Source organism: Streptomyces sp. NPDC002838 (assembly GCF_040295365.1).
GTDB lineage: Bacteria > Actinomycetota > Actinomycetes > Streptomycetales > Streptomycetaceae > Streptomyces.
The window spans coordinates 13,537-33,828 of the sequence record NZ_JBEOVF010000081.1; the positions used below are offsets into that span (position 1 = coordinate 13,537).

At 70.1% G+C, this 20,292-nt stretch carries 17 protein-coding genes and 1 pseudogene; 8 read left to right on the forward strand and 10 right to left on the reverse strand.

Annotated features, from left to right (window positions below):
- Positions 1-109 precede the first annotated feature (109 nt).
- Positions 110-751: a DUF6114 domain-containing protein gene (locus ABT063_RS47865; RefSeq protein ID WP_351067735.1), complete on the forward strand. Its 642-nt coding sequence runs from the start codon at positions 110-112 to the stop codon at positions 749-751.
- Complete coding sequence (locus ABT063_RS47870; protein ID WP_502991033.1) at positions 741-2,117, forward strand: hypothetical protein; 1,377 nt, start codon at positions 741-743, stop codon at positions 2,115-2,117. The genes ABT063_RS47865 and ABT063_RS47870 overlap by 11 nt, the downstream gene beginning before the upstream one ends.
- 186 nt (positions 2,118-2,303) lie before the next feature.
- Here the strand turns inward: ABT063_RS47870 and pyk are convergent, their stop codons facing one another.
- The 3 genes from pyk to pta form a co-directional block, all read right to left on the reverse strand.
- On the reverse strand, positions 2,304-3,734 hold the full coding sequence (gene pyk, locus ABT063_RS47875) for a pyruvate kinase (protein ID WP_351067737.1): 1,431 nt from the start codon (positions 3,732-3,734) through the stop codon (positions 2,304-2,306).
- Between the two features lie 98 nt (positions 3,735-3,832).
- Positions 3,833-5,041 carry an acetate kinase gene (locus tag ABT063_RS47880; RefSeq protein WP_351067739.1) on the reverse strand — a complete coding sequence of 403 codons (1,209 nt, stop codon included), beginning with the start codon at positions 5,039-5,041 and terminating at the stop codon, positions 3,833-3,835.
- Positions 5,038-7,140 carry a phosphate acetyltransferase gene (gene pta / locus ABT063_RS47885; RefSeq protein ID WP_351067742.1) on the reverse strand — a complete coding sequence of 701 codons (2,103 nt, stop codon included), beginning with the start codon at positions 7,138-7,140 and terminating at the stop codon, positions 5,038-5,040. The genes ABT063_RS47880 and pta overlap by 4 nt, the downstream gene beginning before the upstream one ends.
- Before the next feature lie 181 nt (positions 7,141-7,321).
- Here pta and ABT063_RS47890 point away from each other — a divergent pair, with 181 nt between their 5' ends.
- Positions 7,322-8,347, forward strand: coding sequence for an ATP-dependent 6-phosphofructokinase (locus ABT063_RS47890; RefSeq protein WP_351067744.1), 1,026 nt, complete (start codon positions 7,322-7,324; stop codon positions 8,345-8,347).
- 32 nt (positions 8,348-8,379) lie between these two features.
- Here the strand turns inward: ABT063_RS47890 and ABT063_RS47895 are convergent, their stop codons facing one another.
- Complete coding sequence (locus ABT063_RS47895) at positions 8,380-9,096, reverse strand: helix-turn-helix domain-containing protein (protein ID WP_351067747.1); 717 nt, start codon at positions 9,094-9,096, stop codon at positions 8,380-8,382.
- 178 nt (positions 9,097-9,274) lie between these two features.
- Between ABT063_RS47895 and ABT063_RS47900 the strand changes: the two genes are divergently transcribed.
- The gene (locus ABT063_RS47900) at positions 9,275-9,733 is read left to right on the forward strand and encodes a PPOX class F420-dependent oxidoreductase (RefSeq protein ID WP_351067750.1); all 459 of its coding nucleotides are present in this window, start codon (positions 9,275-9,277) and stop codon (positions 9,731-9,733) included.
- Positions 9,734-9,742: 9 nt separating this feature from the next.
- Here the strand turns inward: ABT063_RS47900 and ABT063_RS47905 are convergent, their stop codons facing one another.
- The 4 genes and pseudogenes from ABT063_RS47905 to ABT063_RS47920 all read right to left on the reverse strand — a co-directional run.
- Positions 9,743-10,582 carry a carbohydrate ABC transporter permease gene (locus ABT063_RS47905; protein WP_351067752.1) on the reverse strand — a complete coding sequence of 280 codons (840 nt, stop codon included), beginning with the start codon at positions 10,580-10,582 and terminating at the stop codon, positions 9,743-9,745.
- 6 nt (positions 10,583-10,588) lie between these two features.
- Entirely contained in the window at positions 10,589-11,542 is a 954-nt protein-coding gene (locus ABT063_RS47910) for a carbohydrate ABC transporter permease (RefSeq protein WP_351067754.1), read from the reverse strand.
- Positions 11,543-11,558: 16 nt separating this feature from the next.
- Entirely contained in the window at positions 11,559-12,935 is a 1,377-nt protein-coding gene (locus tag ABT063_RS47915) for an extracellular solute-binding protein (RefSeq protein WP_351067757.1), read from the reverse strand.
- 452 nt (positions 12,936-13,387) lie between these two features.
- A pseudogene (locus tag ABT063_RS47920) lies at positions 13,388-13,922 on the reverse strand (5'-methylthioadenosine/S-adenosylhomocysteine nucleosidase); the annotation flags it as partial.
- A 26-nt stretch (positions 13,923-13,948) separates the two neighbouring features.
- Here ABT063_RS47920 and ABT063_RS47925 point away from each other — a divergent pair.
- The 3 genes from ABT063_RS47925 to ABT063_RS47935 all read left to right on the forward strand — a co-directional run bounded on the left by ABT063_RS47925 (position 13,949) and on the right by ABT063_RS47935 (position 15,330).
- Positions 13,949-14,488, forward strand: a complete 540-nt coding sequence (locus tag ABT063_RS47925) for a hypothetical protein (protein WP_351067759.1) — start codon at positions 13,949-13,951, stop codon at positions 14,486-14,488.
- An 81-nt stretch (positions 14,489-14,569) separates the two neighbouring features.
- On the forward strand, positions 14,570-14,905 hold the full coding sequence (locus tag ABT063_RS47930; RefSeq protein WP_351067761.1) for a hypothetical protein: 336 nt from the start codon (positions 14,570-14,572) through the stop codon (positions 14,903-14,905).
- A complete protein-coding gene (locus ABT063_RS47935) occupies positions 14,884-15,330 on the forward strand; it encodes an ATP-binding protein (RefSeq protein ID WP_351067763.1) in 447 nt (148 codons plus the stop codon). Before ABT063_RS47930 ends, ABT063_RS47935 begins: the two co-directional genes overlap by 22 nt.
- Positions 15,331-16,146: 816 nt before the next feature.
- On the opposite strand, the gene ABT063_RS47940 is transcribed toward ABT063_RS47935, so the two are convergent.
- Entirely contained in the window at positions 16,147-16,848 is a 702-nt protein-coding gene (locus ABT063_RS47940; protein ID WP_351067765.1) for a response regulator, read from the reverse strand.
- Complete coding sequence (locus ABT063_RS47945; protein ID WP_351067768.1) at positions 16,845-18,524, reverse strand: ATP-binding protein; 1,680 nt, start codon at positions 18,522-18,524, stop codon at positions 16,845-16,847. Before ABT063_RS47945 ends, ABT063_RS47940 begins: the two co-directional genes overlap by 4 nt.
- A 151-nt stretch (positions 18,525-18,675) precedes the next feature.
- Between ABT063_RS47945 and ABT063_RS47950 the strand changes: the two genes are divergently transcribed.
- On the forward strand, positions 18,676-20,061 hold the full coding sequence (locus tag ABT063_RS47950) for a cation:dicarboxylate symporter family transporter (RefSeq protein ID WP_351067769.1): 1,386 nt from the start codon (positions 18,676-18,678) through the stop codon (positions 20,059-20,061).
- Positions 20,062-20,292 lie beyond the last annotated feature (231 nt).

Genomic DNA, 20,292 nt, shown 5'->3' on the forward strand with positions numbered 1-20,292 from the left:
CACCTGACGCGCCGCGTCGGGCACATGCACATACTCAGAGACTTCCGGCTTCTCCACGCCTACGGCCGAGCCGGTATGTACTTCCCCCGGACCCAGGGAGCTGTTTTCCATGAGTGCCGAGACTCCGGTCCAGAGCGTCGGGACCTTCGCCCGGCTGCGTCTGCGATTCCGTGACTGGCGGGGCACCCGGCCGTTCTGGGCAGGCCTGTTCACCCTGCTCGGCGGGGTACCGATCGCCTACTTCCCGTACGCCACCCTCAAGTTGGGGAACATGTCGCTCGCCATGGCGACCACCGCGGGTGCGGGCTCCCTCATCATCGGTGTTCTGCTGGTCACTCTGGGCCTGACGATGTGGTTCCAGCAGGCCACGCGCATCTTCGCCGGCGTAGCGGCGATCATCCTCGCCCTGGTGTCCCTGGTCGTCTCCAACATCGGTGGCTTCATCGTCGGGTTCCTGCTCTCGATGCTCGGCGGCGCGCTCGCCATCTCCTGGGCGCCGGGCCAGGGACCGGCCGCGGATGCCGACGCCGGTCAGCAGGACGCGGAAAAGGGCCCCTCGGGGGAGAGCGCCACGGGGACCGCTCCCGAGGGCGCCGCGGGTGAGCCAGGAGCGCCAGGTGGGCACGGAGTGCCAGGTGGGCCGGGAGAGCCGTATCGCTCACAGAACCCCGGCTACGGCGGCGGCACGACGGACCGTATGCCCGAAGGCGTCTGGGCCGACGAATCCAACGGGGGGTACCGTGTCGGCTGACGAGATCCGCGGCGATAGCCCTGCGGGCCCGGCACGGGCGAGAACGGGACCACGGCACGCGGCGCCCAAGAAGCCGCTGTTCACCAGGTTCCACATGCCGGCCGGCAAGGCGATAGCCATGGCGGCGATGCCGACGGCGGTCCTCATGGGGATGGGGTTCACGCCGACCCTCGCGATAGCCGACGAGCAGCCGACATCGAACAGCCTCAAGGCCGACGAGTACAAGGACTGCGTGGCGGCGCTGGAGGATGACCCCTCCAAGTCGCCCACGCCGTCGCCGTCCGCCCCGACGGACGAGTCCACGGACAAGTCCTCCGACAGTTCGTCGGACACGTCGGGCACGTCGGACAAGGGCGACGCGGCGGAACCGAAGCCGTCGGCCCCCACGGGCTCCTCGGACGACTCCTCTTCGTCGGATTCAGGTTCCGACGACAAGGACGACGCTGCCGCCAAGCCCGAGCCCACGCCGTCCCCCTCGACCTCGCCGGGCAAGGAGGGCACGTCGTCCTCCGGCGAGGACGCCGTCACGCCGAGCCCTTCGCCGTCCGAGACCGGCGGGGGCAACCTGCTGGAGGACATCGGCGACGCGATCACCGGCATCTTCACCGGCGGCAAGGACACCTCCTCGGAGACGAGCCCGACACCGTCGACGACTCCCTCCCCCTCCGCCTCGGACGACTCCGCCTCGGACGACGAGGCCAAGGACACCTCGGACGCCGTAAAGGAGACGACCGAGAAGGTCACCGGCACGGTGGACGACACCGTGAAGGACACCACCGACAAGGCGTCCAAGGCGGCCGAGGACACCTCCAAGGCCGTGGAGAAGGCGGCCGAGGACGCGGCGGAGAAGGCCACCGCCTCGCCCAGCCCGTCTCCGAGCTCCTCCACGGACCCGGAGGACTGCCCGGCCGCCACGGACGCGGAGGGCGGGGTCGACAACAAGATCCTGGTGCCGGACAACCCCTGGTATCTGGAAGCCAGTTCGCTGACGCTGAAGGGTGCCGACTACCAGGGCATCGTCGAGGTGAAGACCGCGAGCGGCAAGACCAAGAAGGTCCTGAAGTACGTCATCTCCGACGGAACCGACATCGGCGACTTGCACCAGCTGGTGAAGGAGAACGGCAAGACCTACCACGTGCAGGCGGCCAAGGGTTCGGAGTCCACGATCACCGACGGCGACACGGTGATGTACACGGAGAGCATCTCCGGCAACCTGCTCGGGCTCATCCCGATCACGTTCGACCCGGAGCACCCGCCGCCGCTGAACATCCCGCTGATCTACTTCACCAACGTGAAGGTCGTGCAGGCCGCCCAGTTCGGCGGAACCCTGAGCGTGCCAGGGATGCGGCAGTACGTCACCGAGTAGGCGCCCCCACAAACCCGTTCGGGAGCCGCACAGAGAGCTGTGGCCCGGTTTCCTCCGCTGACGCGGGGAGCCGGGTCACAGCCATTTCGAGCGGACTGACCGCCAGGCACCACAGGGCTGAGGGCGCCCCCTGCCGCGCAGGGGGGCGCCTCCTCGTCGTACGTCGGCCTACAGTGCCCTGGGACGTCAGTCCCGCTCGCCCTCGCCCAAGTGATGCACCCGAACCATGTTCGTCGTCCCCGGCACCCCGGGCGGCGAGCCCGCCGTGATGACCATGATGTCGCCCGCGTTGAAGCGGTTGAGCTTGGCGATTTCCTGGTCGACCAGGTCGACCATCTCGTCCGTGCTGTTCACGAAGGGGACGACATGGGGCTCCACGCCCCAGCTCAGCGTCAGCTGGTTGCGGGTGGACTCGTCCGTCGTGTACGCGATGATGGGCTGCGCCGCGCGGTAGCGGCACAGCCGGCGGGCCGTGTCGCCGGACTGGGTGAAGGCGACCAGGCCCCTGCCGCCGAGGAAGTCGGCGATCTCGCACGCCGCGCGGGCGACCGAGCCGCCCTGTGTGCGGGGCTTCTTGCCGGGGACCAGGGGCTGCAGGCCCTTGGAGAGCAGCTCCTGCTCGGCCGCCGTGACGATCTTCGACATCGTCTTGACCGTCTCGATGGGGTACGCGCCCACGCTCGACTCCGCCGACAGCATGACCGCGTCCGCGCCGTCCAGGATCGCGTTGGCCACGTCGGAGGCCTCCGCGCGGGTCGGGCGGGAGTTGGTGATCATCGACTCCATCATCTGGGTCGCCACGATGACCGGCTTGGCGTTGCGGCGGCACAGCTCGATGAGGCGCTTCTGCACCATGGGGACCTTCTCGAGCGGGTACTCGACGGCCAGGTCGCCACGGGCGACCATCACACCGTCGAACGCCATCACGACGTCCTCCATGTCCTCCACCGCCTGCGGCTTCTCCACCTTGGCGATGACGGGGACGCGGCGGCCCTCCTCGTCCATGATCCGGTGGACGTCGGCGACGTCCTTGGCGTCCCGGACGAAGGACAGCGCGACCAGGTCGCAGCCCATGCGGAGGGCGAAGCGGAGGTCGTCGACGTCCTTCTCCGACAGCGCGGGGACGTTCACGGCCGTGCCGGGCAGGTTGATGCCCTTGTGGTCGGAGACGACACCGCCCTCGATGACGATCGACTTCACCCGCGGGCCCTCGACGTCCAGGACCTTCAGCTCGACGTTGCCGTCGTTGATCAGGATCTGGTCGCCGCGCGCGACGTCGGCGGGCAGGCCCTTGTACGTCGTCCCGCAGATCTGCTTGTCACCCGGGACGTCCTCGGTGGTGATGACGAACTCGTCGCCGCGCTCCAGCTCGACCGGGCCCTCGGCGAAGGTCTCCAGACGGATCTTCGGGCCCTGCAGGTCGGCGAGGACACCGATGGCCCGGCCGGTCTCCTTGGACGCGGCACGGACACGGTCGTACCGCCCCTGGTGCTCGGCGTGCGTGCCGTGGCTGAAGTTGAAGCGGGCCACGTTCATGCCGGCCTCGATCAGCGACACCAGTTGCTCATGGGAGTCGACCGCGGGGCCGAGAGTACAGACAATTTTCGAACGGCGCATGGGGCGATCCTATCGGTTTGTTTCGCTACGGAATATTCCGCCTGATGGAAGGTGCGAAGTGACAAATGGGCGGCCGCGCGCTCAGTTGCTCTTTCCGGTCAGCTCTTTCCCACCAGTGCATAAGTCTGAGTGGCGATTTCCAGTTCTTCGTCCGTCGGGACGACCGCGACCGCCACGCGCGCGTGTGCGGGCGAGATCAGCCGCGCCTCGTCGCCGCGTACGGCGTTCAGCTCGCCGTCCACCGCCAGGCCCAGCTCCTCCAGGCCCGCGACGGCAGCCTCGCGCACCGGCGCCGCGTTCTCCCCGACCCCGGCCGTGAACGCGATCGCGTCCACCCGGCCGAGCACCGCGTAATAGGCGCCGATGTACTTCTTCAGGCGGTGAATGTAGATGTCGAAGGCCAGCTGTGCCTGTTCGTCACCCGCATCGATCCGGCGGCGGATCTCCCGCATGTCGTTGTCCCCGCACAGACCGATCAATCCGCTCTTCTTGTTGAGAAGAGTGTCGATCTCGTCCGTGGACATTCCGCCAACGCGCATCAAATGGAAGATGACGGCCGGGTCCATGTCTCCGGATCGCGTACCCATCACGAGCCCCTCCAAAGGCGTCAGCCCCATGGAGGTCTCGACACATCGTCCGCCCCGGACCGCCGAGGCGGACGCCCCGTTGCCGAGGTGCAGCACGATCACGTTCACCTCCTCCGGCGACTTGCCCAGCAGCTGAGCCGTCGCCCGGGACACGTACGCGTGCGAGGTGCCGTGGAAGCCGTAGCGCCGGATCCGGTGCTCGTCGGCGGTCCGCACGTCGATCGCGTAGCGCGCGGCCGACTCCGGCATCGTGGTGTGGAAGGCGGTGTCGAAGACGGCCACCTGCGGGAGGTCCGGGCGCAGGGACCGTGCCGTACGGATGCCGGTCAGGTTGGCCGGGTTGTGCAGCGGCGCCACCGGTATCAGCCGCTCGATCTCGGCGAGCACGGCGTCGTCGATCACGGTCGGCTCGGTGAAGTGCTTCCCTCCGTGCACGACCCGGTGCCCGATCGCGGCCAGCTCGGGCGAGTCCAGCCCGAGCCCGTCCTTCGACAGCTCCTCCGACACGGCCTTCAGGGCGGCCTCGTGGTCGGCGATCGGGCCGGTCCACCCACGGGAAGCGCCCCCGCCGTCCAGCGGCGTGTGCCTGAGCCGGGCGGTCTCCTCGCCGATGCGCTCGACGAGGCCCACGGCCAGCCGACTGCGGTCCCGCATGTCGAGCAGCTGGTACTTCACCGACGAGGAGCCGGAGTTGAGGACGAGGACACGCGTGGAGCTCACTGGGCGGTTGCCTTCTCGCTGGGGGACGGGACGGGGGACTGGGCCTGGATCGCCGTGATGGCGACCGTGTTGACGATGTCCTGGACGAGGGCGCCCCGGGACAGGTCGTTGACCGGCTTGCGCAGACCCTGCAGCACCGGCCCGACGGCGATCGCGCGGGCCGACCGCTGCACGGCCTTGTAGGTGTTGTTGCCTGTATTGAGGTCCGGGAAGATCAGAACCGTTGCCTGCCCGGCGACCTCGGAGCCGGGCAGCTTGGTCGCCGCGACCGACGGCTCCACGGCCGCGTCGTACTGGATCGGCCCCACGATCTTCAGGTCGGGCCGCCTTTCCCGTACCAGCTCCGTCGCCTCGCGCACCTTGTCGACGTCGGCGCCCGAGCCGGACGTACCGGTCGAGTACGACAGCATCGCGATCCGCGGCTCCACGCCGAACTGCTCGGCGGTGGCGGCCGACTGGATGGCGATGTCGGCGAGCTGCTCGGCGTTCGGGTCGGGGTTCACCGCGCAGTCGCCGTAGACGAGGACCTTGTCGGCGAGGCACATGAAGAAGACGGAGGAGACGATCGAGGCGTCCGGCTTCGTCTTGATGATCTCGAAGCCGGGGCGGATGGTCGCCGCCGTGGAGTGGACCGAGCCCGACACCATGCCGTCGGCGAAGCCCTCCTGGACCATCAGCGTGCCGAAGTAGTTCACGTCGGAGACGACGTCGTAGGCCAGCTCGACGGTGACGCCCTTGTGGGCCCGCAGCCGGGCGTACTTCTCGGCGAAGTCGTCGCGCAGCTCGCTGGTGGCCGGGTCGATCAGCTGGGAGTCGCCGAGGTCGATGCCGAGGTCGGCGGCCTTCTTGCGGATCTGGTCGACCGGGCCGAGCAGCGTGAGGTCGCAGACCCCGCGCCGCAGCAGGACCTCCGCGGCGTGCAGCACGCGCGCCTCGGTGCCTTCGGGCAGCACGACGCGGCGCCGGTCGGAGCGGGCCTGCTCCAGGAGCTTGTGCTCGAACATCATCGGCGTGAGGCGGTCGCTGCTCGGGGCGGACACCCGCTTCAGCAGGTCGCTCGTGTCGACGTACCGCTCGAAGAGGCCGAGGGCGGTCTCCGCCTTGCGGGGCGTGGCCGCGTTCAACTTCCCCTCCAGGGAGAAGAGTTCGGCGGCGGTGGGGAAGCTGTTGCCGGCCACCGACAGCACCGGGGTGCCGGGGGCGAGGCGGGCGGCGAGGGTGAGGATGTCGTCGCCCGGGACCTCGTTGAGAGTGAGCAGCACGCCCGCTATCGGCGGGGTGCCGGCGCTGTGCGCGGCCAGCGAGCCGACGACCAGGTCGGCGCGGTCGCCCGGGGTGACGACCAGACAGCCCGGGGTCAGGGCACCCAGGAAGTTCGGCAGCATCGCCCCGCCGAAGACGAAGTCGAGCGCGTCCCGGGCGAGCCCCGAGTCGTCGCCGAGGACGACCTTGGCGCCGAGGCTGTGCGCGATCTGGGCGACGGTCGGCGCGGAGAGGGCCGGCTCGTCCGGGACGACGTAGCACGGCACGGGGAGGCGCCCGTCGAGCTGCTCGGCGATCTCGTCCCGGTCGGCGCGGGCGACCCGGTTGGCGACCATGGCGAGTACGTCGCAGCCGAGGCCGTCGTAGGCCCGGTAGGCGTTGCGGGTCTCGGCGAGCACCGACTCGGCGGGCTGCTTACGGCCGCCCACGACCGGGATCACGGACGCGCCGAACTCGTTCGCCAGCCGGGCGTTGAGGGAGAGTTCGTCCGGGAACTGGGTGTCGGCGTAGTCGGTGCCGAGGACGAGGACGACGTCGAAGGCACGGGCGACGCGGTGGAACCGGTCGACCAGCGTCGACACCAGCTCGTCGGCGCCCTGCTCGGCCTGGAGGGCGGACGCCTCGTGGTAGTCCATGCCGTAGACGGTCGCCGGGTCCTGGGACAGGCGGTAGCGGGCGCGCAGCAGCTCGAACAGGCGATCGGGGCCGTCGTGGACGAGGGGACGGAACACGCCGACCCGGTCGACCTGCCGGGTCAGGAGTTCCATGACCCCCAGCTCGACGACCTGGCGGCCGTCACCGCGGTCGATACCGGTCACGTACACGCTGCGGGTCACGCGTGCTCTCCCCTTCGTCGGCGTCATAAAAATCGCCCACCGAGGTGAGCAGAACCCTCTTGACAATACCTCCGTCAATGGTTAAGGCGCCCGCCAGGAGCGGAGGCGGCATCGCCCTGTGGGACGTGAAAGAATCGAATCTGGCTCACCGGTATCAACAGCGAGCAGGAGACACAGCACGATGCGTATCGGAGTTCTCACCGCAGGCGGCGACTGCCCCGGCCTGAACGCCGTGATCCGGTCGGTCGTGCACCGCGCGGTCGACAACTACGGCGACGAGGTCATCGGCTTCGAGGACGGTTACGCGGGCCTGCTGGACGGCCGCTACCGCAGCCTCGACCTGGAGTCCGTCAGCGGCATCCTGGCCCGCGGCGGCACCATCCTCGGCTCCTCCCGCCTGGAACGCGACCGCCTGCGCGAGGCCTGCGAGAACGCGGCCGACATCGTCACCGACTTCGGCATCGACGCGCTGATCCCGATCGGCGGCGAGGGCACGCTGACCGCGGCGCGGATGCTGTCCGACGCGGGCCTGCCGGTGGTCGGTGTCCCGAAGACCATCGACAACGACATCTCCTCCACCGACCGCACCTTCGGCTTCGACACGGCGGTCGGCGTCGCCACCGAGGCGATGGACCGCCTGAAGACCACCGCCGAGTCCCACCAGCGGGTGATGGTCGTCGAGGTCATGGGCCGGCACGCGGGCTGGATCGCCCTGGAGTCCGGCATGGCCGCCGGCGCCCACGGCATCTGCCTGCCCGAGCGTCCCTTCGACCCCGCCGACCTGGTCAAGATGGTCGAGGAGCGCTTCGCCCGCGGCAAGAAGTTCGCCGTGATCTGCGTCGCCGAGGGCGCGCACCCCGCCGAGGGCACCATGGACTACGGCAAGGGCGCGATCGACCAGTTCGGCCACGAGCGCTTCCAGGGCATCGGTACGGCGCTGGCGTTCGAGCTGGAGCGCCGGCTCGGCAAGGAGGCCAAGCCGGTCATCCTCGGCCACGTCCAGCGCGGCGGCGTACCGACCGCGTACGACCGCGTGCTCGCCACCCGCTTCGGCTGGCACGCGGTGGAGGCAGCGCACCGGGGCGAGTTCGGCCGGATGACCGCGCTGCGCGGCACCGACGTGCTGATGGTGCCGCTGGCGGAGGCGGTGACCGAGCTGAAGACGGTGCCGAAGGACCGGATGGACGAGGCGGAGTCGGTCTTCTAGGCCTCCTCGGCCTCCTGGGCCTCCTGAGTGTTCTAGCCGGTGTGGGCCTGGATCGTCGTCCAGAAGCGCTCGACGATCCGGTCGAGGAAGTCCTGGCCGGTGTCCCCGGCGCCGCTGCTGCCGCCCCAGCTCAGGGTGGCGACCATCTGCCCCTGGTACTGCCGGTGCAGCTCCTGGAGCGCGACCACCAGGAGACGCCGGTCCAGGGGCACGAGCTTCGCGACGGGACGGACGTACGCCTGCCACCGCGTGGTCACGGCACTGCACAGCGACTCGGCCAGCTTCCGGTCGCGCCCCGTGACGGTGACGAAGTCCGGGAGTGAGAGGTCGAGCAGCTCGGCCAGCGCGGACGACTGGCGGTCGGTGCCGCGCCACTCGTCGTTCTCCTCCATGCTGAGGTAGGCGAGGAGTTCGAGACCGACGGCACGGGCGACGTCGTCGGGTGCGAGCCCGCGCGAGATGCGGTGCTCGCGCAACGTCCGGGGCCTGCCGATGAGTTCACCGGGGGAGCACCACAACACGCCTGCGAGGGCGATGAGTTCGGAGCCGGTCGGGGCGGTGATCCCGCGTTCCCAGGCGATGACGAGGTCCGGGGTGACGTGGGGGAGTCCGTACGAGGCGCGCATGCCGTAGGCGACGTGTTCAGGCCCCATGTTCAGGGCGGTACGGAGTCTGCGGGCGGCGGGGGCGTCGAACGGGGGAGACGGCGGCGGGCTGGGCGGATTCGGCTGGGCTGGGGGTCGGCGCACGGGCCACAAGCTAGGGCCGTGGCGGTGCGGTGACTACGGTCTGTTCGGCCAGGATCACACATTGTAGGAATATACGGTTCCGGCCGTCCGTTCGGGGTGGCTGAAGATCGTCTGTCGGCGATGCGGCGGGGATGGCGAGGATGGCGCGGGGCCGCCCCGACAGCGGCCGGAAGGGAACGTGATCTTCGTGTACTCGGTGAATGGCAAGGTAGAGGGGCATATTCGCGAGCGGCTGCTGGCGCCGAACTTCTGGCACCTCGCGACGGTCGGCCCGGACGGGAGGCCGCAGGTCTCGCCCATGTGGGCGGACCTCGAAGGTGAGTACGTCATGGTCAACACGGCGATCGGGCGGGTGAAGGAGGAGAATCTGCGGCGCAATCCGAACGTTTCCCTCTCCCACCACGACCCCGACAACCCCTACGACCGCGTCGAGATCCGGGGGCGGGTCGTTCGCTTCGTGGAGGGGGAGGAGGCGGACCGGTCCATGGACCGGCTCACGCGGAAGTACATCGGTGAGGACCGGTACCCGTGGCTGCTGCCCGGGGAGCGGCGGGTGATGCTGCTGATCGAGCCGGTGCGGGTGCGCAGGGTGGTGGGGGTGGAGCCGTTCCGGCCGGGGGTGTTGCCGGAGGGGTGACCCATCCGGTCACCCTTTGACCGCGCCGCCCAGCGCGAACCCACCCCCCAACCGCCGCGCGATCAGCACGTACAGCAGGATCACCGGCGTCGAGTACACGATCGAGAACGCCGCCAGCTGCCCGTACGCCACCATCCCCCGATTGCCGAAGAACTCGTTGATGCTCACGGCCGCCGGCATCCGGTCCGGGGTGAGCAGCAGCATGAACGGGACGAAGAAGTTCCCCCACATCATCACGAAGGAGAACACGGTCACCACGGCCACCCCCGGCCCCATCAGCGGCAGCACGATCCGAATCAGTGACTGAAGCGACGAGGCGCCGTCGGTCCAGGCGGCCTCCTCCAGTTCCTTCGGCACGCCGTCCATGAAGTTCTTCATCAGCCAGATGGCGAAGGGGAGTTGGGAGGCGGCGAAGAAGAAGATCGTGCCCTGCATGGTGTCGATCAGGTCCACCTGAACGAACAGCGCGTACACCGGCACCATGATCGCCGTGATCGGCAGGCTGGTCGCGAAGAGGATCGTGAGGAGGAAGGGGCGGTTCAGCCGGGACTTGAAGCGGGACAGGGGGTAGGCCGCCAGTGCCGCGCACCCCACCGTCAGCAGGGTCGCGCCGCCGCACAGGATCAGGCTGTTCATCAGCGGCGTGAAGGTGATCTCCGAGGTGAGGATCGCGTCGAAGTTGTCCAGGGTGAGGCCGTCGGGGGCCTTCACCCTGAGGTCCGCCCGCGGGTCCAGCGCCGACAGGACCACCCACGCCAGCGGCAGTGCGAAGGCGGCGGCGACGGCGAGCAGCCCCGCGTCGGCGGCCAGGCGGCGGCTGCGGTGGCGGGAGGAGAGCGTGAGGGCCATGTGTCGTCAGACCTCCGTCCGCAGCAGGCGCAGGTAGATGAGGGAGAACAGGGAGCCGACCAGGAGCAGCAGCAGCGCCACCGCCGTGCCGTAGCCGATCATGCTGTTCTGGAAGGCCTGTTCGTACATGAACAGCGGCAGCGTCTGGCTCTTGTCACCCGGGCCGCCCCGCGTCATCACCCAGATCAGGCCGAAGACGGAGAGGGTCTGGAGGGTGTTGAGCATGAGGTTCGTGCCGATGGAGCGGCGGATCATGGGGAGGGTGATGTGCCACATCCGGCGCCAGCCGCCCGCGCCGTCCACCTCGGCCGCCTCGGTGATCTCCTTCGGGATCTCGTTCAGGGCGGCCGAGTAGACCAGCATCGAGAAGGCGGTGCCCCGCCAGACGTTCGCGAAGGACACCGCGAGGATGGGGAGGGTGAACAGCCAGTTCTGGGACGGGAGGTGGAGCCAGTCCAGGATGGCGTTCAGGGTGCCCTCGCGGCGGAAGAAGGCGTAGAGCAGGAATCCGGCCACCACCTCCGGCAGTACCCACGCCGTGATCACGATGCCGCCGGTCAGCGTACGGACCGGCTTCGAGGCGCGCTGCATCAGCGTCGCCAGGGCGAGACCGAGGGTGTTCTGCCCGATCAGCGACGAGACCACCGTGAACACCAGCGTCAGCCATACGGCGTTGAGGAAATCCTCGTCCTGGAAGGCCGTACGGAAGTTGTCGAAGCCGACGAACGACGACTCGGCCTGGCCGGTGAGCTGGAGGTCGGTGAAGGCGATGTAGGCGCAGTAGGCGATCGGGCCGGCGAGGAAGAGGAGCAGGAGGACCAGGGCGGGGGAGACGGGGAGGGCGCGGGTCAGGGAGCGGTGGAGAGGGGCCTTCGGGCCACCGGTGGCGCGTGGAGCGGGCGGGCCCGAGGGGGACTTGGTGGCCCCCGGGCCCGGCGCGTGCGGTGCGGCGGCGGTCATCGGCGGTCGCCTCCGCTCACTTCTCGACCACCTGGTTGTCCGTGACGTCCTTGAGGGCGTCGTCGTACCCGCTCGCCGCCTCGGTCACCGACATGTCGCCCGTCGTCACGCCTTCCATCGCCTCCTGGATGGCGGTGGAGACCTTCGGATACGCCGGGTAGGCGGGCCGGTAGTGGGTGTTCGCGACCAGGTCGGTGAAGAACTCGATGCCGGGCTGGGCCTTGGCGTACGCCGGATCGTCCGCGACGTCCTTGCGCACCGCGATACCGGAGTTGGCGATGTACCACTTCTGGGCGTTCGCCTTGGTCTGCATGGTCTTGATGAACTCGAAGGCGAGGTCGGGGTTGGCCGCCTTGTCCGGGATCGACCAGGTCCAGCCGCCGGACATGCTCACCTTGCCGGGGGCCTGGCCGTTCTGCGTGGGCATGGCGGCGAGGCCGAGTTCCTTCGACCACTCGGGCCACTCGTGACCGCTGCCGGGCAGCCAGTCCTGCGGCAGCCAGGAGCCGTCGAGGGCGATGCCGAGCTTGCCCTTGGGCAGCCACTCGCCACGGACCCGGGTCATCACGTTGGGGTCCAGGGCGTCGGAGACGTCCGGGCCGAGCTTCTCCTTGTAGACGGTCTCGACGAAGGTCAGGGCGTCCTTGAAGCCCTGACCGCCGGTGACCCACTTCTTCGAGGCGCGGTCGTAGAGGGGGTCGGCGCTCCTCGCGTCGCCGGTGCCGTAAAGCAGCATCTCGAAGGTCTGCATCGTGGCGGCCTCGCCGACCGGCTTGCCCGTGTAGACGTTCAGGGGAATGACGCCCGGGACCTTCTCCTTGATGGCCCGGGCCGCGTCCAGGACCTCGTCCCACGTCTTCGGCTGCCAGTCGGCGGGCAGCCCGGCCTTGGCGAAGGTGTCCTTGCTGAACCACAGGCCACGGGTGTCGGTGCCGTCCGGCACGCCGTACGTCTTGCCGTCCTCGCCCTTCGCGGCGGCCTTCGCCGTGTCGATGAACTGGTTCCAGTCCGGCCACTTGGCGAGGTAGGGGTCGAGAGGCTTCAAGTACCCGCTGGTGATGTCCGAGTTGATGAGGAAGGTGTCCTCGTAGACCAGGTCCGGGGCCGTCTTGGGGGAGCGGAGCATCTGCTGGAGCTTGGTGTAGTACTCCGAGTCCGGGGCCTTGATGGGGACGAAGTCGACCTTCTTGCCGGGGTTGGCCTTCTCGAACTGCTTCTTGATGCCGGCGAGGTAATCGTCCATGACGTGGATCGAGTTGTCCGTGGACTGCTTGAAGGAGACCTTCACGGTGTCCGGGTCACTGCCGGAGCCGCTGCCGCAGGCGGTGAGGGCGGTGGCGGCGAGAGTGGCGGCGAGGAGTGAGGGGAGTACGGCGGTGGGGCGCACGGGCATGACCTCCTGCGGGCTCACTTCGTTGTGGCCGGGATGGCTGCCCGGTGAACGTAAGAGGAGTGGTCTAGTCAGGTCAATGCGTGTGCGGCGGATATTGGGTGGGGGCGGCTCCGCGCCAGGCAAGCCGTCGCAGGCCGCGGGTGTCTGTGCCGTCCGGCACGCCGTACGCCCCGGGGAGCCCCCTCCCATCCCCGGCTGGTGCGGCCTGCGACGCGCGGAGGCGGGCGGCGTTGTGGTGCTCGGGTGCGTGGTGCGGGCGGGTGAGGGGGAGTGGGAGTGGGGGTTCGGGGGTGTGAGCCCGGGGGTGGGACGCGGGTGTTGGCGGTGGTGCCTTGGCGGGGGGCTCGGGCGTATGCGGGGGTGGGGTGAGGGCCGGGGGTCATTCCGGTAGTTCGCCGGCGCGGGTACGGGCGCGGGCGGCTCGGTCCGAGACGTTGGCCCGGGTATAAGCGTGCGTCGTTGTAGTTCCCGCGGACGAACCGGGCAATCTCGGATTCGGCGTCCGCGAGGACGACGTCACCCGTGGCGATCGGCATGAAGTGCGCCCGGACGTCGGGCATGTCCCGCACGGCGGAACGGGCCGCCTGTTCCAGCGCGTGCGAGCCCGGCAGGGCCTTCGGCCGGACCAGGAAACCCTCTGGTGTCTGCTTGCCGCCGTGGATCTCGTACACCTGCGTGCCCACGACGACGTCGCCGATCCCGACGTCGTCCTTCAGGCTGCCGGTGACACCGACGAAGAACACGGCCTCGGGATGCAGCCAGTTGATGAGCTGTGAGGTGAGTGAGAGCGGCGGCCCGCTCGGCACCCATACCCAGTTCGGCGACGGCGACGTGCCAGGATGTGCCGGGCAGTCGGCCCTGTTCGACTCGGGTTCCGTCGCGGTGGACGAGCTCCTCCCGCTCCTCGATGTGCGCGCGGACGGCGGCGTATTCGAGGGGGAGTGCGGTCAGGACGAGAACAGTGGGCTGGGTCTCCGGCACACTCATAAGGTACGCCGGGGGAAGGGAATCGAGTGCCGGAACAGGACGTCACCGTCGGGCAGTTGCTGCTCGCCGAGTACCAGAGCGTCAAGGACGAGCAGAAGACCCGGATCGGATTCCGGGACAACCTGCTCTACGTGACGTTGGCCGTCGTCGCCGCCGTCATCGCCGCGGCCGCGCAGGCCAAACAGGCTTCGATGCTGCTCGCGCTGCCGCCGGTGTGCGTCGTGCTCGGGTGGACCTACCTCGTGAACGACGAGAAGATCTCCGCGATGGGTACATACGTACGTGAGGCTCTCGGGCCTCGCCTTGCGGCGCTGGCCCAACCGGGCGGCGGCTTCGAGGCGTTCGGCTGGGAGACCGCGCACCGCGGGGACGAGCGGCGCAGGTCCCGGAAGGCCGTCCAGATGGTGGTGGATCTGACGGCGTTCTGCGCCGTGCCGCTGGCCGCGCTGGTGGTGTTCTGGGTGGACGGCGGTGGTGGCGGGCTGCTCGTCGCCCTGTCGGTGCTGGAGGCGATCGCCGTGGCCGGGCTTGCTTCACAGGTCGTGTGGTACGCGAAGGGGGCGTGAACTTCCGTCTGACGCGCCCTACTTTTGACGTACGGTCACGAGCTGACCGACGGGGGCGAGCACGGGGTAGGGAACGGGCGGATGGAAACGGCGTTACTGACGGCCCTGGCCGAGGGCGCGGGCGGGGATCTCGGACGCCGGGCGGTGGAGAAGCTGGCGCGGGCGGTGGGGCTGGGTCCAGGGGCATCCGCCTGGGAAATCGCCGAGGCGATGACAGACCCGGCACGGCGGGAAGCCGTACGGGAGTGGGGCGAGGCCGTGGCCGACCTGCTCGCCGCCGATCCGCAGGGTGCCGGTGCCGTCGCGCGGGCCATGGAGCGGTACGCGCCGGGCAGCGGGGCATCCTGGTACGACGGCGACCACGCCGACTTCCGGGGCGGGGTGTTCTGCGCGAGGTGGTCGGCGTACAGGTCGTGATCCAGCAGGGCGGAGCCGCCGTACCCGAGGCGCTGGCCGCTCTGCCGCCGAGGTCCGGCGGATTCACCGGCCGGGAGGACGAGACGGCGGCGTTGCTGCGCGCCCTGGATCCGGACGGGGTGCCGTCGGCGGAGTCCCCGGCGGTCCTCGTTGCCGCCGTGTCCGGCCTCGGCGGCATCGGCAAGACAGCGCTCGCCGTCGAAACCGCGCACCTGGCCTGTGGGAAAGGCTGGTTCCAGGGCGGTGTGCTCTTCGTCGACCTGCACGGGTACGACAAGGAGCCGATCACCGCCTACCAGGCACTCCAGTCCCTGCTGCGGGCCCTCGGGGCCCGCCGGAGCACATCCCCGCCGCGGCCGACGACTGCGCGGCCCTCTACCGTTCGGTTCTCGCCGAGCGCGCGAGGGAACGCGGCGCAGCGTTGATCCTGGCCGACAACGCCTCGTCGCCGGAGCAGGTCCGCCCACTCCTCCCCGGCGACACCCGCCACCGCGTCCTGGTCACATCCCGCGACCGTCTGCCCCAACTGGGGGCGCGTCTCGTGCCCTTGGACCAGCTCACACCCGAGGCCGCGTACGAACTCCTCGACCTCGCCCTGAGGATCGCCGACCCCCACGACAGCCGCGTCAGGGAGGCCGCCGACGCGGCCGAGCGGCTCGCCGCCTTCTGCGGACACCTGCCGCTGGCCCTCCAGATCGCGGCCGCGCTGCTGGCGGAGGACCCCGACAAGCCGGTCGCGGAACTCGTCGGTGAACTCGCCGCGTCGCACGACCAGCTCGATCCCCTCGACGACGGCGACCGCAGTGTCCGCGCCGCCTTCGACCTCTCTTACCGCCGCCTGCCGCCCGAGCAGGCCCACCTCCTGCGCCTGATCGCCCTGGCGCCGGGGCCTGAAGTGAGCGACGAGGTCGTCGCCGCGCTGGTCGGAGCCGACGCCGCTCCGGTGCGTGACCTGAAGGCGCTGGCCCGTGCGCACCTCGTCGAGCGGGCGAGCGGGCGCGTGCGGTGGCGGTTGCATGACCTGGTGCGTGCGTTCGGGCTGGGTGTGGTAGCGGGGGATGCGGGTTTGAGGGAGGAGGGGGAGGCGGCACGGGAGCGGGTGCTGGGGTTCTACCACCGGTGGGCGAGGGCGGCCGATGGCCGGTTGCGCTGGCTGCCGCCGACGCCTTCACCCGCGCCGACGCCCCGGACGAAGCCGCCCAAGCCCGCACCTGGGCCGCCGATCTCGACGACACGTCCCCTCAACGCCCCCGCCCCACCACCCCCCGGACCCACCGATAAACCAACTCCGGCCGCCCCACCTGCCCGTACACAGGCGCCCGCTCGGCTCTACCCGCCTCCACCAGATGCTCCAGATACCGCCGGGCCGTGATCCGGGAGATGCCCACCGCCTCGGCGATCCCCGCCGCGGTCAGCCCCTCCTCCGCCTCCCGCAGCGCTCCCGTCACCCGCTCCAGCGTCGGCCCGCTCAGGCCCTTCGGCAGTGCCGCCGGGCCCGGTGCCCGCAGGGTCGCCAGTGCCCGGTCGACCTCGTCCTGGCCGCTCGCCTCGCCCGCCGCCGCGTGGAACTCGGCGTACCGCACGAGCCGGTCGCGCAGGGTCGCGAAGGTGAAGGGCTTCAGGACGTACTGGACGACACCCAGCGAGACGCCCTCCCGTACGACCGTCAGGTCCCGTGCCGACGTCACCGCTATCACGTCCGCCTGGTGGCCGGCGGCACGCAGCGAGCGGGCCAGCTGGAGGCCGTGCACGTCCGGCAGGTGCAGGTCGAGGAGCAGCAGGTCGACGGGCGTGCGCTCCAGCGCGCGGCGGGCCTCCGCGCCGGTGTGGGCCTTGCCGACGGCCGTGAAACCGGGGACGCGGTTGACGTACATGACGTGTGCGTCGGCGGCGACGGGGTCGTCCTCCACGACGAGGACGCGGATGGGCTGCTGCTCGGTCATACGTCGCCTCCGGGGACCGTGCTTCTCGCGACGGCGCCCACGTTTTCCTGGGCGCGGTTCTTCTGGCCGTCCCCCAACGGCAACCGCACCTCGAACTCCGCCCCGCCTCCGTCGGCCACCGCCACCGCCAGCGTCCCCCCGTGCCGGGTCGCCGCCTGCCGTACGAGCGCCAGGCCCAGCCCCCGCCCGCCCGGCCCCGCCGGCTTCGTCGAGAAGCCGCGCTGGAACACCGCCTCCGCGTGCGCCGGATCCACGCCCGCTCCCGTGTCCGACACCCGCAGGACCAGCTCACCGCCCGCGTCGCCCTCGGTGTACGCCGTCACCGTCACCCGCGCCCGTACGCTTCCCTGCGCCGCGTCCACCGCGTTGTCGATCAGGTTGCCGAGGATGGTCACCAGGTCCCGCGCGGGAAGCGACGGCGGCAGCAGGCCGTCGTCCAGGCAGCTGTCCTCCGAGACCACCAGTTCCACGCCCCGCTCGTTCGCCTGCGCCGTCTTGCCCAGCAGCAGGGCGGCCAGCACCGGCTCACTGACCGCCGCCACCACCTGGTCGGTGAGCGCCTGGGCGAGTTCGAGCTCGGCGGTGGCGAAGTCGACCGCCTCCTCCGCCCGGTCCAGCTCGATCAGCGACACCACCGTGTGCAGCCGGTTCGCCGCCTCGTGCGCCTGCGAGCGCAGCGCCTGCGTGAAGCCGCGCTCGGAGTCCAACTCGCCCATCAGGGACTGGAGTTCGGTCACATCGCGCAGGGTCACCACCGTGCCCCGGCGCTCACCGCCCGACACCGGCGAGGTGTTCACCACCAGCACCCGGTCCGCCGTCAGATGCACCTCGTCCACCCGCGGCTCCGACGACAGCAGTGCCCCCGTCAGCGGCGCCGGCAGTCCCATTTCGGCCACGGACCGGCCGATCACGTCCTCCTCGGAGGCCACGCCCAGCAGCTCCCGCCCGCCGTCGTTGATGAGTGCCACCTTGTACTGCCCGTCCAGCATCAGCAGCCCTTCGCGTACGGCGTGCAGCGCGGCCTGATGGTAGTCGTGCATCCGGCTCAGCTCGGCCGCGTTCATGCCGTGCGTGTGGCGGCGCAGCCGGGCATTGACCACGTACGTGCCGACCGCACCCAGCGCGAGCGCGCCGGCCGCGACGCCGAGCAGGGCCGTCAGCTGGGCCTGCACCCGCTTGGTGATCTCCTCGACCCTGATGCCGGCGCTGACCAGTCCGATCACCCGCTCGTTGTCGTCCTTGACGGGAGTGACCGCGCGCATGGACGGGCCGAGCGTGCCCGTATAGGTCTCCGTGAAGGGCTCGCCCTTCAGAGCGGGCTCGATGTGGCCGCGGAAGCGCTGGCCGATTTCCGCCGGGCGGGGGTGGGTCCAGCGGATGCCCTGCGGGTTCATGATCGTGATGAAGTCGACCTCGGTGTCGCGCATGACCCGCAGCGCGTACGGCTGGAGCTCGGCCGTGGGGTCGGAGGTGCCGATCGCCTCCCGCACCGAGGGCGAGTCCGCGACCGAGCGGGCCACGGCCAGGGCCTGCCGGCGCGCCGCGTCCTCGGCCTGGCTGCGGTCGCTGACGTACGTGAACAGCGCGTATCCGGCGACGACCACCGCTATCAGCACGGCCTGCATGGCGAAGAGCTGGGCGGCCAGGCTGCGGGGGCGGGGGACGTGGACGTGCATGCCGTCAGTCTGCCTCGTGGCTGATTGTGAACTAAATGAACGGAAGGGTGACCGCCCTCACACGGCGGGAGATAGTCACGGCATTCCCCTAGAACCCCCGGACGTGAGCCGCACGCCGGTAAGGCCGACGACGTCGTCAAGGAGGGCCGCCGTGACCAGCGCAGCCGATAGGGCACCTGCCGCACCCAAAGCCAAGCGGGACCGGACCCACTATTTGTACATCGCGGTGATCATCGCGGTCGCCGCCGGCATCACCGTGGGTCTGGTCGCACCGGACTTCGCGGTGGAGCTGAAGCCGATCGGCACCGGCTTCGTGAACCTGATCAAGATGATGATCTCGCCGATCATCTTCTGCACCATCGTCCTCGGTATCGGCTCGGTGCGGAAGGCCGCCAAGGTCGGCGCGGTCGGCGGTATCGCGCTGGTGTACTTCACGATCATGTCGCTGGTCGCGCTGGGCATCGGCCTGGTCGTCGGCAACATCGTGGAGCCGGGCACGGGCCTGGCCGTGACCGACGCGGTCAAGGAGGTCGGTCACGCGCAGGTCGACGCGGAGGCGAAGGACACCACCGAGTTCCTGCTCGGCATCATCCCGACCACGATCGTCTCGGCCTTCACCAATGAGTCGGTCCTGCAGACCCTGCTGATCGCCCTGCTCGCCGGCTTCGCGCTGCAGGCCATGGGCTCGGCGGGCCAGCCGATCCTGCGCGGTATCGAGCACATCCAGCGGCTCGTCTTCCGCATCCTCGCCATGGTGATGTGGGCGGCCCCGATCGGTGCCTTCGGCGCGATCGCCGCGGTCACCGGTTCCGCGGGCGTGGAGGCGCTCAAGAGCCTCGCGGTGCTGATGCTCGGCTTCTACGTCACCTGCGTGCTCTTCATCTTCATCGTGCTCGGTGCGCTGCTGCGGATCGTCGCCGGACTGAACATCCTCACGCTGTTCAAGTACCTCGGCCGTGAGTTCCTGCTGATCCTGTCCACCTCCTCCTCCGAGTCGGCGCTGCCGCGTCTGATCGCGAAGATGGAGCACCTGGGCATCAGCAAGCCGGTGGTCGGCATCACCGTCCCGACCGGCTACTCCTTCAACCTCGACGGCACCATGATCTACATGACCATGGCGTCCCTGTTCATCGCCGACGCCATGGGCACGCCGATGTCGGTCGGTGAGCAGATCCCGCTGCTGCTGTTCCTGCTGGTCGCCTCGAAGGGCGCGGCGGGTGTCACCGGTGCGGGTCTCGCCACCCTGGCGGGCGGCCTCCAGTCGCACAAGCCCGCCCTGGTGGACGGCATCGGCCTGATCGTCGGCATCGACCGCTTCATGAGCGAGGCGCGCGCCCTGACCAACTTCGCGGGCAACGCCGTCGCCACGGTGCTGATCGGCACCTGGACGAAGGAGATCGACCGCGAGCGGGTCGACCAGGTCCTCGCCGGGCAGCTCCCGTTCGACGAGAAGACCCTCCTCGACCACGACGACGACGCCGCCGCCGAGGACGCCGTCCCCGAGCCGGGCAGCGAGAAGGAACTGGCCAAGGCCTGACAGAGCAGGGACGGGCCCGGCCTGAACCCGGGCCCGTCCCATCGACTCCGGGCGGCTGAGGTGCTCCCCCGTCGCTCAGCCGCCCGGTCGACCCTTCTCCTCGCTCGGCTCCGCCACCGGCCCGGTGGCACCGAGGGCGGGCCCGCCCGCCCCGGGGGCGGGCGGGCGCACAGCCGCCCGCCGGGGGCGGACAGCAGGGCGCGGGGCGCCCGCAGGGCCGCCGCCCCCCCC

Bases quoted from the DNA above. Each gene is read 5' to 3' on its own strand.
- ABT063_RS47865 (WP_351067735.1), top strand. From the start codon at position 110: ATGAGTGCCGAGACTCCGGTCCAGAGCGTCGGGACCTTCGCCCGGCTG.
- pyk (WP_351067737.1), bottom strand. From the start codon at position 3,734: ATGCGCCGTTCGAAAATTGTCTGTACTCTCGGCCCCGCGGTCGACTCC.
- ABT063_RS47890 (WP_351067744.1), top strand. From the start codon at position 7,322: ATGCGTATCGGAGTTCTCACCGCAGGCGGCGACTGCCCCGGCCTGAAC.
- ABT063_RS47905 (WP_351067752.1), bottom strand. From the start codon at position 10,582: ATGGCCCTCACGCTCTCCTCCCGCCACCGCAGCCGCCGCCTGGCCGCC.
- ABT063_RS47910 (WP_351067754.1), bottom strand. From the start codon at position 11,542: ATGACCGCCGCCGCACCGCACGCGCCGGGCCCGGGGGCCACCAAGTCC.
- ABT063_RS47915 (WP_351067757.1), bottom strand. From the start codon at position 12,935: ATGCCCGTGCGCCCCACCGCCGTACTCCCCTCACTCCTCGCCGCCACT.
- ABT063_RS47930 (WP_351067761.1), top strand. From the start codon at position 14,570: ATGGAAACGGCGTTACTGACGGCCCTGGCCGAGGGCGCGGGCGGGGAT.
- ABT063_RS47940 (WP_351067765.1), bottom strand. From the start codon at position 16,848: ATGACCGAGCAGCAGCCCATCCGCGTCCTCGTCGTGGAGGACGACCCC.
- ABT063_RS47945 (WP_351067768.1), bottom strand. From the start codon at position 18,524: ATGCACGTCCACGTCCCCCGCCCCCGCAGCCTGGCCGCCCAGCTCTTC.